The organism is uncultured Caulobacter sp., from assembly GCF_937900395.1.
GTDB lineage: Bacteria > Pseudomonadota > Alphaproteobacteria > Caulobacterales > Caulobacteraceae > Caulobacter.
Genome location: NZ_CALCDX010000159.1, coordinates 23,092 through 36,135, shown reverse-complemented (window position 1 = coordinate 36,135; position 13,044 = coordinate 23,092). Strand labels below are relative to the sequence as shown.

Here is a 13,044-nt window from a genome sequence, read left to right as displayed (position 1 = left end):
TCATTTTCCCGGGTCAGGGCAGCCAGTCGGTCGGCATGGGCGCCGATCTCGCCGAGGCCTTTGGCGCGGCGCGCGAGGTCTTCCAGGAAGTCGACGACGCCCTGGGCCAGAAGCTTTTCGCTCTGATGAAGGAAGGTCCCGAAGGCGACCTGACGCTGACCGAGAACGCTCAGCCAGCCCTGATGGCCGTCAGCCTGGCCGTCACCCGCACGCTGGAGAAGGAATTCGGCGTCGGGATCGACAAGGCCGCCTTCGTCGCCGGCCACTCGCTGGGTGAGTACTCGGCCCTGGCCGCCGCCGGCGCCATCAGCCTGTCCGACACCGCGCGCTTGCTGAAGCTGCGCGGCCAGGCCATGCAGCGCGCCGTGCCGGTGGGCGAGGGCGCCATGGCCTCGCTGATCGGCCCCAAGACCGACCTCGCCCTGGCTGAAGAGGCCGCCAAGGCGGGTTCGGAAGTCGGCGTCTGCGTCGTGGCCAACGACAACAACAACGGCAATGTCGTGATCTCCGGCGCCAAGGCGGCCGTCGACAAGGCCATCGAGAAGGCCAAGGAACTGGGCGCGCGGGCGATTCCGCTGAACGTCTCGGCCCCGTTCCACTGCCCGCTGATGCAGCCGGCCGCCGACGAGATGGCCGAAGCCCTCGCCAAGACCACCATCCTCGCCCCGCGCGCCCCGCTGGTCGCCAACGTCACCGCCGCGCCGGTCCATGATCCGGACGTCATCCGCAAGCTGCTGGTCGAGCAGGTCACCGGCCGCGTCCGCTGGCGCGAGAGCATGACCTGGCTGGCGACCCAGGGCGGTGTCACGCGTTTCGCCGAAGCCGGCGCCGGCAAGGTTCTGTCGGGCATGGCCAAGCGCATCGCCCCGGACGCCGAAGCGACGCCGCTGAACACGCCCGCCGATCTCGAAGCCTTCGCGGCCTCGCTCTAGAAACTGTCATCCCGGCCCAGCGCAAAGCGCGCCGAGCCGGGAACGCAACACGCGCCGGCGTTTCCGGCGATCCCGGCTCCGCGGCCGGGATGACACTGGGAGACAACCCACATGTTCGACCTCACCGGCAAGACCGCCCTCGTCACCGGCGCCACCGGCGGCATCGGCGGCGCCATCGCCCGCGCCCTGCACGCCCAGGGCGCGCATGTCGTGCTCTCCGGCACCCGCGAATCGGCCCTGGCCGAGCTGAAGGCGGAACTGGGCGATCGCGCCTCGACCGTCGTCGCCAACCTGTCCGACGCCGAGCAGGTCGACGGCCTGGTCGCCAAGGCCGAGGAAGCCGCTGGCGCGCCCCTCGACATCGTGATCGCAAACGCTGGGATCACCCGCGACGGCCTGATCGTCCGCATGAAGGACGAGGACTGGGACACCGTGATCAAGGTGAACCTGGAAGGCTATTTCCGCCTGGCTCGCGCCGCCGCCAAGGGCATGATGAAGCGCCGCGCTGGCCGCATCATCGGCATCACCTCGGTGGTGGGCGTCACCGGCAACCCCGGCCAGACCAACTACGCCGCCTCCAAGGCCGGAATGATCGGCTTTTCCAAGGCCTTGGCCCAGGAACTGGCCAGCCGCGGCGTGACCGTCAACTGCGTCGCCCCCGGCTTCATCGCCAGCCCGATGACCGACGCCCTGAACGAGCAGCAGAAGGCGGGCATCCTGTCGACGATTCCCGCTGGCAAGCTGGGCGAGGGCAGCGACATCGCCGCGGCCTGCGTTTACCTGGCCAGCGACGACGCCGGTTACGTCACGGGCCAGACCCTGCACGTCAACGGCGGCATGGCGATGATCTAAGCTCTCCCCGTTCCTTTGTCGGCGACCCGCTAGTAAGCCGAAAAGGAACGTGATAGGCGGAGCGCCGAACGTTTGTTGAGGCGAAGCGGAGCTTCGTGCGAAACAGGCGGAAAATTTCTAAACGAGGGACTGAACAGAATGTCCGACATTCTCGAGCGCGTGCGTAAGATCGTCATCGAGCACCTGGATGCCGATCCCGAGAAGGTCACCGAGAAGGCCTCCTTCATCGACGACCTGGGCGCCGACAGCCTCGACAACGTCGAGCTGGTGATGGCGTTCGAAGAAGAATTCGACATCGAAATCCCGGACGACGCCGCCGAGCACATCCAGACGGTTGGCGACGCCGTGAAGTTCATCACGGAAAAGACCGCCTAAAAGGCGTCGGGTTCGCTAAGCGAACTAGACCATTTCCGCCGCGTCGCACGGGCTCTTGCCATCGTGCGCGCGGCGGTTTTCGTTTGAGGCCAAGATTCGCGGGTGGCGTTGTGTGGGGGAAGCCCCCAGATACACGCTCCGCGCCGAAGGTTGGGAGTGATCCATGCGTAGAGTCGTCGTCACCGGGCTGGGCCTGCTGACCCCTCTGGGCCAGGGCGTTGATGTCACCTGGAAGAACATTCTGGCCGGCAAGTCCGGCGCGAACCGCATCACGGCCTTCGATCCGACCGACTATGCCTGCCAGGTCGCCTGCGAAGTGCCGCGCGTCGACGGTCGTGGCGGCGGCGGTCCGGACGTCGAGGGCAGCTTCGATCCCGACCAGACCATGAGCCCGCGCGACCAGAAGCGCGTGGACGATTTCATTCTGTACGGCATCGCCGCCGCCGACGAGGCCATCAAGGATTCGGGCTGGGTTCCGGAGACCGACGAGCAGCGCTGGCGCACGGGCGTTATCCTGGGCTCGGGCATCGGCGGCCTGTCGACGATCGCCGACACCGCGATCGAGCTGGAGGCCAAGGGCCCCCGCCGGGTCAGCCCGTTCTTCATCTCCTCGGCCCTGATCAACCTGATCTCGGGCCAGGTCTCGATCAAGTACGGCTTCAAGGGCCCGAACCACGCGGTCGTCACGGCCTGCGCCACCGGCGCGCACGCCATCGGCGACGCCATGCGCCTGATCAAGTACGGCGACGCGGACGTGATGATCGCCGGCGGCGCCGAAGCGGCCGTCTGCAAGGTCGGCGTCGCGGGCTTCATCGCCTGCCGCGCCATGGCTACCAGCTTCAACGACACGCCCGAAAAGGCCTCGCGTCCCTATGACAAGGACCGCGACGGCTTCGTGATGGGCGAGGGCGCCGGCGTCCTGGTGCTGGAAGAGTACGAGCACGCCAAGGCGCGCGGGGCCAAGATCTACGCCGAGGTGGTCGGTTACGGCCTGTCGGGCGACGCCCACCACATCACCGCGCCGTCGGAAGACGGCGAGGGCGGCGGCCGCGCCCTGGCGGCGGCGGTCAAGGACGCGGGCCTCAAGCCCTCGGACATCGACTACGTCAACGCCCACGGCACCTCGACCATGGCCGACGGCCTGGAGGCGGGCGCTGTCGAGCGCTTCCTGGGCGACCACGCCAAGAACGTCGTGATGTCGTCGACCAAGTCGATGACCGGCCACCTGCTGGGCGCCGCTGGCGCGATCGAGGGGATCTTCTCGATCCTGGCGATCCGCGACCAGATCGCCCCGCCGACCATCAACCTCGACAATCCCGACGTGAACGTCGCGATGAACCTGGCGCCGAACAAGGCCGTGCCGATGAAGATCGACGTGGCCGTGTCCAACAGCTTCGGGTTCGGCGGCACCAACGCCACCGTGGTGTTCAAGAAGATCTCGTGAGCAAGAAGCCGTCTCCCCGCAAGAAGACCACGCGGGGCAAGTCCTCCCGCCGGGAGACCGCGTCGGCCGCCAGCCGGCTGACGCGCGGCCTGCTGGGCGCCGTCGCCACCTTCGTGGCGGTCGGCGTGCTGGCTGTGCTGGCGGCGCTCTGGATCTATCAAGGCCCGGGCCCCGCCGCGCCGGCGGGCGAGACCACGACCGTGGTCCTGCGCAAGGGCTCCAGCCTGCCGGAGATCGCCTCCAGCCTGCAGAAGGGCGGCGTCATCGGCTCCTCCTCGGTGTTCATGACCGCCGCCAAGCTGACGGGCGCGGCGCGCTCGCTGAAGGCGGGCGAATATGAGTTCAAGTCGCGCGCCTCGATGGCCTCGATCCTCGATGCGATCCGGCATGGCCGCATCGTGCGCCACTGGATCACCGTTCCCGAGGGCCTGACCTCGGATATGGTGATGGACATCCTCAACAAGTCCGACGTCCTGACCGGCGAGGCCGCCACGCCGCCGGAAGGCTCGATCCTGCCCGAGACCTACGAGGTCCAGCGCGGCGAGGACCGCGCCGCCGTCCTGCAGCGGATGATGGACGATCGCGACAAGGTGCTGAACGCCCTGTGGGCCAGCCGCCAGCCGGGCCTGCCGTTCGCCTCGAAGGAAGAGGCCGTGACCCTGGCCTCGATCGTCGAGAAGGAAACCGGCATCGCCGAGGAGCGCCCGCGCGTGGCGGCGGTCTTCGTCAATCGCCTGCGGACCGGCATGCGCTTGGGCTCGGACCCGACCATCATCTACGGCATCTCGCGTGGCCGTCCGCTGGGCCGGGGCATTCTGCTGTCCGAGCTGCGCCGCCCGACGCCGTACAACACCTATCTGATCGCCGGCCTGCCGCCGACGCCGATCGCCAATCCGGGCCGCGCGGCTCTGGCGGCGGTGCTGAACCCGCTGAAGACGAACGATCTCTACTTCGTGGCCGACGGTACGGGCGGACACGTCTTCGCCTCGACGCTGGAGCAGCACAACGCCAACGTCGCCAAGTGGCGCGAGATCGAGCGCCAGCGCGCCGCCAGGACGGGGGGCTGATCCGATGGCCCTTTCAGGAATGACCGGCTTTGCCCGGGTCGAGGGCGCGCACGGCGCTTGGTCCTGGTCGGTCGAGGCGCGCAGCGTCAACGGCCGCAATCTGGAGACCCGTTTTCGCGGGCCGCCGGGCTTTGAAGGTCTCGAGCGCGCCGCCCGCGACGGCGCTCAGGCCCGCTTCCAGCGCGGCCAGCTGACCGTCGGCGTACAGGCCAAGCGCAGCGAGAGCGCCGGCGAGACCAAGGTCAATATCCAGGTCCTGGAGCGCTACCTGACCGCCGGCGGGCCCTATGTCGCCACCGGCATGGTCGCCAAGCCCTCGCTAGACGGCCTGCTGGCGCTGAAGGGCGTCATCGAGGCGCGCGAGGACGAGGACGACGCCGAGACCCGCGCCGCGGTCGAGGCCGCCATGGCCGCCTCGATCGCCCAGGCCCTGGACGGTCTGAAGGTCGCGCGGCTGGAGGAGGGCGCGGCCTTGTCGCCGGTGCTGCACGGCCTGGTCGATCGGATCGAGGACCTGAACCGACAGGCCGAGGGCGAGGCCGCCAGCCAGCCTTCGATCCTAAAAGACCGTTTCGCCCGTCGCATGGCCGAGCTGATCGGCGAGGGCGCGGCCGAGGAGCGGATCGTCCAGGAAGCCGCCGCCCAGGCCGTGAAGGCCGATGTGCGCGAGGAGCTGGACCGCTTGGCCAGCCACGTCGCCGCCGCGCGAGGCCTCTTGGCGGGCGAGGGCGCGTCGGGTCGCCGGCTCGACTTCCTCTCCCAGGAATTCATGCGAGAATCCAATACTCTCTGCTCGAAGTCGGCCCTGACCGCCCTGACCGCGATCGGTCTGGAGCTCAAGGCCGTGATCGAGCAGTTCCGCGAGCAGGTCCAGAACGTTGAATAAGCCCCACCATCCCCATCGCGGCCTGCTTCTGATGGTCGTGGCGCCGTCGGGCGTCGGCAAGACCTCGCTGACCCGCCGCCTGGTGTCCGACCACAACGACCTGCACCTGTCGATCAGCGCCACGACCCGCGACCCGCGTCCGGGCGAGCACGACGGCCGCGACTATCACTTCGTCACGCGCGACAAGTTCCAGGAGATGATCGACCAGGACGCCTTCCTGGAGTGGGCCGAGGTGTACGGGAACTTCTACGGCAGCCCGAAGCCGCCGATCATGGACGCGCTGGAGCGGGGCGAGAGCGCCCTGTTCGACATCGACTTCCAGGGCGCGATGAAGGTCCACGCCCAGGCGAAGGAAGACAGCGTGCTGGTCTATATCCTGCCGCCGTCGCTGGCCGAGATGAGCCGCCGCCTGCACACGCGCAGCCAGGACAGCGAAGAGGTCATCCATCGGCGCCTGTCGCGGGCCAAGGATGAGGTCGCGGCCTGGGAGCAGTTCGACTACGTGATCCTGAACGATGATTTCGACCGCGCTTACGCGGATCTGGCCCACATCTACCACGCCGAGCGGCTCAAGCGGGCTCGCAACCCGTGGATCGGCAATCTGGTGGGCGATCTTCTGAAGGAAGAAATCTAGACGATCAGCGGCGGGCCTGCTCGACCCGCCGCCGCTAGCCGGGCGCCTACAACGCGCGACGGCCGAAGATCAGGTGGTAGATCGCAAGAACGACGATGGCGCCGATCGTGGCGACCAGCAGGCTGTAGAGGTTGAAGCCCGAAACGCCGCTGTTGCCGAACTGGTTGAACAGCCAGCCGCCGACGAACGCGCCGACGATGCCGAGCACGATATCCAGCAGCACGCCGCTGCCGGAGCGGTTGACGAGCTTGCTGGCGATGAAGCCGGCGATCAGACCGAGAAGAAGCCAGGCGAGAATGGACATCGTAGGGACTCCCTGAACAGCCGCCCTGCGCGACCTTGTCCAGAAAAGGCCCAACGGCGCCGTTAGTTCCCGCGGATGCGTTCCTGCACGATGGCGATCAGCTTTTCGGCGGGCGCGCGGCCCAGGGCGATGAACAGGCCCGAGCCCAGGATGGCTCCGATCAAAAACGACAGGCTCACGCGAGAACTCCCCTACGACCAGGAGCCTCTTTTGCAGGCCGTCGATGGCCAAGCCAAGGCGACAACAGGGCGCTGCGACGATCGGTCGTGGGTTTGCTTAAGCCCTAATCGGCGACAGGATCGTCAGGACACAGGTCAGCCCTTCGGGCGCGTAGTCGAAGGCCGCCGAGCCCGCGAGCTCGCCCTTCAGGCTGGCAGCGACCAGACGCGAGCCAAAGCCCCGGCGTTCGGGTGGACTGACGGTGGGGCCGCCGCGCTCCTCCCAGCGGACCACGACCCTGGTTCGGCCTTCGATCCGCCAGTCGATCGTCACGCGGCCGGTCTCTCGCGACAGGGCGCCGTACTTCGAGGCGTTGGTCGCCAACTCATGGAAGATCATCGCCATGGCCACGGCGCCGTTGGGAGAAAGCGGCAGGGGCGGGCCTTCCAGGCCCACCTGGGCGGCGTAGGGCTGAAGCGTCTCGGCCAGGATTTCGCCAAGGTCCGCGCCCTCCCAGCTGCGGCGGGTAAGGAGGTCATGAGCGCTGGCCAAGGCGTGGATGCGGTCGTTGAACTGCCGCAGGCCCAGCGCACCGCCATCCCGCAGGCTGTGTCGAGCCAGCGATTGCACCACCACCAGGGTGTTCTTCACCCGATGGTTCAGCTCGTTGATCATCAATTGCTGACGTTCGGCGGCCTGGTTGGCCTCGGCCTCGCGCTGGCGGAGCACGGCGGCGGCGGCGCGGAGCGAGCGGCGCACCTCGGCGATTTCCAGCAGGTGGGACGGCGCCGGGTCTAGGGGCGCGCTGGCCGCGAGGGTCTCGGCCTCGCCGACCAGGGTTCGGACGTCGCGGGATATCGGGCGCGCGAAGCCGAAGGCGGCGGCCACGGCCAAGGCGATCATCAGGACGGCGCCGACCAGCGCCGGTCCCAAAGAACCCAGCACCGCGCGATCGACCTCGCCGCGCGGCACCCCGACGATGAAGGTCCAGCCATAGGTCGACGAGCGGCTGAAGGCGGAAAGCGTCGCCACGCCCTCCAGGGTGTGGGTGTGCACGACCCCGTCATTGGCGGCGGCCATCGCCTTGCGCATGTCGGGGCTGGCGAACCGGCCCAGCATCTTGTCCTGATCGCGCGAACGAGCCACCAGCGCGGCGTTGCGATCGACGATGCTGGCCGTCCAGCTATCGGGAAACCCTTGGGCGGTCATCAGCGCGTGGAACGCCGCCGGCTGCTGCATATAGGCCAGAACCAGCAGCTGTCCGTTGACCAGCACCGGCATGTTGACGCCGATGATCGGAGTCTTGCCGGGACGGGGGATCAGGTTGCTGACATTCGACTTGCCCGTGGTCATCTGCCGCCAGGAGTGGGCGGCGACCGGAGCCACGGGCGTCGGCTGGCCAAGCGGAATTCGGGTATTGATCAGCTGAAGGTCGGGGGTCATCAGCACGATCCAGCCGTCGCGCCCTTCGGTCGCCGCGCGCGCCTGCTTTTCGAAGGTCTTGAGATCGCCTTCCGCAAGCGCGGTCGAGACAGCTAGGCCCTGCAACACGCTCTGGCCCTGTCCGATCTGGCGGTCGGTCGCCAGCGACAGGGCGCGCGTCATGGCGGTCAGCTGGGTGGCGAAGCGGCGCTGGCCCTCCGCATACTGCGTGGCGACCAGCATGCCCATCAGCAGGATAGCCGGCGCGGCCAGCGTCAACGCCATCAGGAGCAGGCGCCGCGCGACCGTGGAAGGCGCTTTCACCGCGCGTTTGGTCGTCACGTTCGCCCCACTGATCCCCGGCGACAAGCTGGAGTCCCGAGGCTCTACCGTCAATAGGCTTTGATGGCGCTTTACCCGTGACGCGGTGTCAGCATCCACACGGCCATGGCGATCATCATCAGGTTCTCGGTCAGCGAGACAAAGCCCAAGGGCACGTTGCTGTCGCCGCCGACGCAGGCGCATTTCAGCTCGCGCTTGTCGATGTAGACGGCTTTGAACACAGACACGGCGCCGACGCCGCCGATGAACAGGCCGAGCGGCGCGGCCAGTCCGGTCAGAACGCCGGCGGCCATCAGCACGCCGGCGGCGAGCTCCGCGAAGGGGTAGATGTAGCAATAGGGGACCCAGCGGCGGGCCAGCAGGTCGTAGTTCAGGAACATGGTCGAGAACGTCTCGACGTCACGCAGCTTCAGCATGGCCAGGAGGCTCATCGAGAAGGCCACGAACCACTCCGCCGCGCGCTGGGTCAGCGGCGTCCCATAGGCCGCCTGGCTGGCCGCCAGCGCCAGCAGGGCCGCGACGGCGAAGACGGCGACCACCGGCGTATAGGTCAGCGCCTTGGGATCGCGCGTCTTCAGCCCGAAGTGACGGCGCAGGTCGTCGTAGCCGCCGATGCGTTGGCCGTCGATGAAGGTCTGGGGCGTGGTCTTCACCCCATGCTCGGCCTTGAAGGCGTCGGTCGCCTCGCGAGTCTCCAGCCAATGGTCCTCCACGGCGTAGCCTTTCGACTTCAGCAGATTGAGAGCCTTCAAGCCGTAAGGGCAGAGGTGGTTGGGCATGACCATGCGGTACAGCACGGCCGTCTTGGCGGGACTCATCGCTTTACTCCTTGCTCGCGACAGGACCCGCCCCATGTAGGTTCCGTACCACAGTACGGAGTCAAGGCATGGCGACGATGACGGTCGCGGCGCTGGCGCGGGAGGGCGGCGTCGGGGTGGAGACGATCCGCTACTATCAGCGCAGGGGACTGCTACGAACGCCGGATAAGGCGGGCGGTTCGGCCTTGTCCGGCGGGATCCGGCGCTATGAGGGCGAGGATGTCCGACGGCTGAGGTTCATTCGCTCGGCCCAAGCCGCGGGCTTCACGCTCGATGAGATCCGCGAGTTGCTAGCGCTGGATGCGGGCCAGGATCGCGATCGGGCGCGGGCGCTGGCGCGCGAGCGCATCCAGGCGCTGGACCAGAAGATCAGTGAGCTGCAGACGGCGCGCGCGTCCTTGCTGCGGTTGGCTGACGCCTGCGCGGCCTCTGGCGCGGGGCCTTGCCCCATTATCGAGGCCTTCGAACCGTCCTAGGCCAGGGTCGCCTTGGCGAGCGCCAGGAAGCCGGCGAGGTCGATGACCTCGGCGCGGGCGTCGGGGCTGATTCCGGCCTTTTCGCAAAGCTCGCCGCCGCCCAGCGCCTTGAGGCTGGACCGCAGCATCTTGCGCCGCTGGCCGAAGGCGGCGGCGGTGACGCGCTCCAGCGCGGCCACAACCTCGGCGGGCGGAGGATCTGGCCGCGGAACCAGGCGGACGACCGCCGAGGCGACCTTCGGCGGCGGGGTGAAGGCCTTGGCGGGCAGGTCCATGACCGTCTTGGCCTCGCACAGGGTCTGGGCGATCACCGCCAGGCGGCCATAGGCGTCGTCGTCCGGCTGGGCGACGATGCGATCGGCGACCTCCTTCTGGAACATCAGGGTCATCGACAGCGGCCGGAACGGGCCGGTCAGCCAATTGATCAGCAGCTGGGTGCCGACGTTGTAGGGCAGATTCGAGACGACGTGGGCCGGACCGCCGGCGGCCTGGGCGGCGTCGACCTTCAGGGCGTCGCCCTCGACCAGTTCCAGTCGGCCGTCGGCCACCTCGGCGACTTCGGCTAGCAAGGGCAGGAAGCGGCTGTCCTTCTCGATCGCCACGACGCGCGCGCCGGTCTCCAACAGGGCCCGGGTCAGGCCGCCGGGGCCGGGACCGACCTCGACCACCGCATCCCCTTCGCCAACCTGGGCCAGGCGGGCGATCTTCCGCGTCACGTTCAGATCCAGCAGGAAGTGCTGGCCAAAGCTCTTGCGCGCCATCAGGTCGTGGCGCTCCAGGGCCTCGCGCAGGGGCGGCAGGTCGGCCAGGCTCATTTCGTCAATTCTCTCAAGCGCCGCGGCGGGCGGCGATCTCGGCCGCCAGCTTGATGGCGGCGATCAGGCTATCGGGACGGGCGATACCGCGTCCAGCGATGTCGAAGCCCGTGCCGTGGTCGGGCGAGGTCCGGACGATCGGCAGGCCTAGGGTGATATTCACGCCGCCCCAGAAGTCCAGCATCTTCACCGGGATCAAGGCCTGGTCGTGATACATGCACAGCACCCCATCATAGCGGGCGCGCGCCTCGGCGTGGAACAGGGTGTCGGCGGGCGAGGGGCCTTGAGCGTCGACGCCCAAGGCGCGAAGCCGCTCGACGGCGGGGGCGATGATCTCGATCTCCTCGCGGCCGATCGCGCCGCCTTCGCCCGCGTGAGGGTTCAGGCCGGCGATGGCGAGGCGCGGCGCGGCGATCCCGAAATCGCGACGCAGGGCGTCGGCGGTGACGAGGCCGGTGTTGACGATCCCCTCGATCGTCAGAGCGCCCGGGACCTTGGCGATCGACGTGTGAATGGTGGCGAGGGTCGTGCGCAGGTCGCCGGCCGCCAGCATCATCACCGGGCCGCGCGGCCCTTCGAAACGCTCGGCGGCGGTCAGCTCGGCCAGGAACTCGGTGTGGCCGGGGAACTTGAAACCGGCGTCGTAGAGCGGCGCCTTGGCGATCGGCGCGGTCACCAGGCCCGCCACCTCGCCCGACAGCGCCAGGCCAACGCCGGTCTCGATCCAGCGGATCACCTGCGGCGCATAGGTCGGCGAAGGCTGGCCCGCGACGATCGGCGAGAGCAGAGGGATGTCGATGACCGGAAGCGCCTCGGCGAACACCTCCAGCACCTCGCGCGGGCGAGTGATCGCGCGCACCTTCACGCCGCCGCCGGCCGAGGCCAGTAGCTGGGCGTCGCCGATCACCACGAAGGGCGGCCCGTCCTCACGAAGCGCGCGCCAGGCCTTGGCGATGATTTCGCCGCCGACGCCGGCCGGATCGCCGGCGCTGAGAGCGAGCGGGCGTGTCGTCACCGGGTCTCGATGGTCGCCTGGTTGCGCAGGTCGCGCAGGTAGCGCTTGGAGATCAGCGCCAGCTGCTGGCCGCGCAGGCGGTTTTCGATCTGGTCGTGGGTCGGGGCGTTGGCGCCGCCCTGGCGCTTGCCGCAGACCGCGATCAGGTGCAGGCCGGCGTCGGTGCGGATCGGATCGGAGATCTGGCCGACGTCAAGCTTGTTGGCCGCTTCCTGGAACGCGGGGGCCAGATCGGTGATCTCGGCCTCGCCCAGGTCGCCCGCCACAAGGCCGTCGACCTTACCGGCGACGGTTTCCAAGGTCTGGCAGCTGGTGATCTTGGGCTTCAGGTCCGTCAGCAGCTTGGTGGCCGCCGCGATCTGGGCCTCGGTCGCGTTCGCCGGCAGGGGCGCGGCCACCTGCTTGAGATCGACGATGGCGGTCTTGGAGCCCGCGCGCTTGTCGCGCAGATAGATGATGTAGACGCCGTCCTTGACCTGGATCGGACGCGACAGCTGGCCCGGACGCAGTTGCTCCAGGGCCTCGTCGACCTCGGCGGGCATCTCGCCCTGGCTGATCCAGCCCACGTCGCCGCCATTGGCCGCGGTGGCCGAGCCCGAGAACTGACGGGCCACGGCCGCGAAGGGCGCGCCTTGCTGCATCTGGGTGATCAGCTGGGCGGCGCCGTTGAGGGCGACCTCCATGCCGCCCACGCGGCTGGCGTCCAGGAAGACTTCGCTGATCTGGTACTGCGGCTTGGCGGCCGACTCGGCGAGGCGACGCTGATAGGCCTTGATCTGGTCCTCGCCGATCCGCAGGCGCGACCCGTAACGGCCCTGGATCCAAGACTGCCAGCTGGAGTCGGCCCGCAGCTGGGCGCGCCAGGTGTCGAGCCCGATGCCTTGCTGCACCAGCGACTGCTTCAGCTGGTCGGGGGTCATCTTGTTGGACTGGGCGATGTCGGCGACCTGCTCGTCGACTTCCTTGTCGGTCGAGATGATCGTGATCTTCTGCTGCTTCTCGACGCGGCGCAGTTCCTGCATCTGCAGGCGCTCGTCGATCAGGGAGCGCAGAGCTTCCTGCTGGATCTGCGGCAGGTTCTCCTGCGTGGGCTGCATGCCCGACGTGGCCATCAGCAGGCGCATGCGCTGCATCAGGTCGTAGCTGGAGATGATGTCGTCATTGACGACGGCGGCGACGCTTTCCGACAGCGGCGCGGGGGCGGCGGGCTGAGCCGGCGCTTGCGGCCCGGCCGGAGGAGCCTCGACCTGCGGCGGCGCGCCGGCTTGCTCCTGGGCCAGGGCGGGCGGGGCCAAGCTCGCCGCCGTCAGGGCCAGAATGGACGCGGCGCCGGCCGCGAAAGTCGTCACGCTACGCGCAGACCGCATGGATAGTGTCGTTCCTCTAGGCCCAGGCCGCCCCCTGGGGAGCGCGGTCGGTTATCATGGTTTCGAAGACGGCGCTTGCCGATGCCGGCTTTTGGTCGTCGCCCCGAGACACGCCAGCAGGCATGCGGGCCACACC

Annotated in this window: 14 protein-coding genes; 8 read left to right on the top strand and 6 right to left on the bottom strand. The window is 68.5% G+C overall.

Annotated features, from left to right (window positions below; all coding sequences use genetic code 11):
- Window positions 1-2: 2 nt before the first annotated feature.
- The 7 genes from fabD (at window position 3) to gmk (ending at window position 6,190) form a co-directional block, all read left to right on the top strand.
- On the top strand, window positions 3-932 hold the full coding sequence (gene fabD, locus Q0379_RS13725; RefSeq protein WP_299009687.1) for an ACP S-malonyltransferase: 930 nt from the start codon (window positions 3-5) through the stop codon (window positions 930-932).
- Window positions 933-1,043: 111 nt separating this feature from the next.
- Window positions 1,044-1,784: a 3-oxoacyl-[acyl-carrier-protein] reductase gene (gene fabG / locus Q0379_RS13720; RefSeq protein WP_299009684.1), complete on the top strand. Its 741-nt coding sequence runs from the start codon at window positions 1,044-1,046 to the stop codon at window positions 1,782-1,784.
- 138 nt (window positions 1,785-1,922) lie between these two features.
- Complete coding sequence (locus Q0379_RS13715) at window positions 1,923-2,159, top strand: acyl carrier protein (RefSeq protein WP_004615098.1); 237 nt, start codon at window positions 1,923-1,925, stop codon at window positions 2,157-2,159.
- 163 nt (window positions 2,160-2,322) lie between these two features.
- A complete protein-coding gene (fabF, locus tag Q0379_RS13710; RefSeq protein WP_299009680.1) occupies window positions 2,323-3,603 on the top strand; it encodes a beta-ketoacyl-ACP synthase II in 1,281 nt (426 codons plus the stop codon).
- Window positions 3,600-4,670 (top strand): endolytic transglycosylase MltG, encoded by a 1,071-nt coding sequence (gene mltG / locus Q0379_RS13705; protein ID WP_299009678.1) that lies wholly within the window; start codon window positions 3,600-3,602, stop codon window positions 4,668-4,670. Before fabF ends, mltG begins: the two co-directional genes overlap by 4 nt.
- A 4-nt stretch (window positions 4,671-4,674) precedes the next feature.
- A complete protein-coding gene (locus Q0379_RS13700) occupies window positions 4,675-5,556 on the top strand; it encodes a YicC/YloC family endoribonuclease (protein ID WP_299009677.1) in 882 nt (293 codons plus the stop codon).
- Complete coding sequence (gene gmk / locus Q0379_RS13695; protein ID WP_299009675.1) at window positions 5,549-6,190, top strand: guanylate kinase; 642 nt, start codon at window positions 5,549-5,551, stop codon at window positions 6,188-6,190. The genes Q0379_RS13700 and gmk overlap by 8 nt, the downstream gene beginning before the upstream one ends.
- Window positions 6,191-6,236: 46 nt before the next feature.
- Here gmk and Q0379_RS13690 read toward each other — a convergent pair whose 3' ends face one another.
- The 3 genes from Q0379_RS13690 to Q0379_RS13680 all read right to left on the bottom strand — a co-directional run bounded on the left by Q0379_RS13690 (window position 6,237) and on the right by Q0379_RS13680 (window position 9,235).
- Complete coding sequence (locus Q0379_RS13690) at window positions 6,237-6,494, bottom strand: GlsB/YeaQ/YmgE family stress response membrane protein (protein WP_099535779.1); 258 nt, start codon at window positions 6,492-6,494, stop codon at window positions 6,237-6,239.
- Between the two features lie 276 nt (window positions 6,495-6,770).
- A complete protein-coding gene (locus Q0379_RS13685; RefSeq protein ID WP_299009690.1) occupies window positions 6,771-8,360 on the bottom strand; it encodes an HWE histidine kinase domain-containing protein in 1,590 nt (529 codons plus the stop codon).
- A gap of 128 nt (window positions 8,361-8,488) precedes the next feature.
- Window positions 8,489-9,235 carry a glutaredoxin gene (locus Q0379_RS13680; RefSeq protein WP_299009672.1) on the bottom strand — a complete coding sequence of 249 codons (747 nt, stop codon included), beginning with the start codon at window positions 9,233-9,235 and terminating at the stop codon, window positions 8,489-8,491.
- Window positions 9,236-9,303: 68 nt separating this feature from the next.
- Here Q0379_RS13680 and Q0379_RS13675 point away from each other — a divergent pair, with 68 nt between their 5' ends.
- The gene (locus Q0379_RS13675) at window positions 9,304-9,711 is read left to right on the top strand and encodes a MerR family DNA-binding protein (RefSeq protein ID WP_299009670.1); all 408 of its coding nucleotides are present in this window, start codon (window positions 9,304-9,306) and stop codon (window positions 9,709-9,711) included.
- Here the strand turns inward: Q0379_RS13675 and rsmA are convergent.
- Genes rsmA through Q0379_RS13660 form a run of 3 tightly spaced genes read right to left on the bottom strand, consistent with a single transcriptional unit; the run spans window position 9,708 to window position 12,908 of the window.
- Window positions 9,708-10,526, bottom strand: a complete 819-nt coding sequence (gene rsmA, locus Q0379_RS13670) for a 16S rRNA (adenine(1518)-N(6)/adenine(1519)-N(6))-dimethyltransferase RsmA (protein WP_299009667.1) — start codon at window positions 10,524-10,526, stop codon at window positions 9,708-9,710. The genes Q0379_RS13675 and rsmA overlap by 4 nt on opposite strands.
- A 13-nt stretch (window positions 10,527-10,539) precedes the next feature.
- Complete coding sequence (gene pdxA / locus Q0379_RS13665) at window positions 10,540-11,541, bottom strand: 4-hydroxythreonine-4-phosphate dehydrogenase PdxA (protein ID WP_299009665.1); 1,002 nt, start codon at window positions 11,539-11,541, stop codon at window positions 10,540-10,542.
- Window positions 11,538-12,908 (bottom strand): peptidylprolyl isomerase, encoded by a 1,371-nt coding sequence (locus Q0379_RS13660; RefSeq protein ID WP_299009662.1) that lies wholly within the window; start codon window positions 12,906-12,908, stop codon window positions 11,538-11,540. The genes pdxA and Q0379_RS13660 overlap by 4 nt, the downstream gene beginning before the upstream one ends.
- Between the last annotated feature and the right edge of the window lie 136 nt (window positions 12,909-13,044).

Bases quoted from the DNA above. Each gene is read 5' to 3' on its own strand.
- Q0379_RS13690 (WP_099535779.1), bottom strand. From the start codon at position 6,494: ATGTCCATTCTCGCCTGGCTTCTTCTCGGTCTGATCGCCGGCTTCATC.
- Q0379_RS13715 (WP_004615098.1), top strand. From the start codon at position 1,923: ATGTCCGACATTCTCGAGCGCGTGCGTAAGATCGTCATCGAGCACCTG.
- Q0379_RS13680 (WP_299009672.1), bottom strand. From the start codon at position 9,235: ATGAGTCCCGCCAAGACGGCCGTGCTGTACCGCATGGTCATGCCCAAC.
- Q0379_RS13675 (WP_299009670.1), top strand. From the start codon at position 9,304: ATGGCGACGATGACGGTCGCGGCGCTGGCGCGGGAGGGCGGCGTCGGG.
- fabF (WP_299009680.1), top strand. From the start codon at position 2,323: ATGCGTAGAGTCGTCGTCACCGGGCTGGGCCTGCTGACCCCTCTGGGC.
- Q0379_RS13685 (WP_299009690.1), bottom strand. From the start codon at position 8,360: ATGGCGTTGACGCTGGCCGCGCCGGCTATCCTGCTGATGGGCATGCTG.
- fabG (WP_299009684.1), top strand. From the start codon at position 1,044: ATGTTCGACCTCACCGGCAAGACCGCCCTCGTCACCGGCGCCACCGGC.
- Q0379_RS13660 (WP_299009662.1), bottom strand. From the start codon at position 12,908: ATGCGGTCTGCGCGTAGCGTGACGACTTTCGCGGCCGGCGCCGCGTCC.
- Q0379_RS13700 (WP_299009677.1), top strand. From the start codon at position 4,675: ATGGCCCTTTCAGGAATGACCGGCTTTGCCCGGGTCGAGGGCGCGCAC.
- rsmA (WP_299009667.1), bottom strand. From the start codon at position 10,526: ATGAGCCTGGCCGACCTGCCGCCCCTGCGCGAGGCCCTGGAGCGCCAC.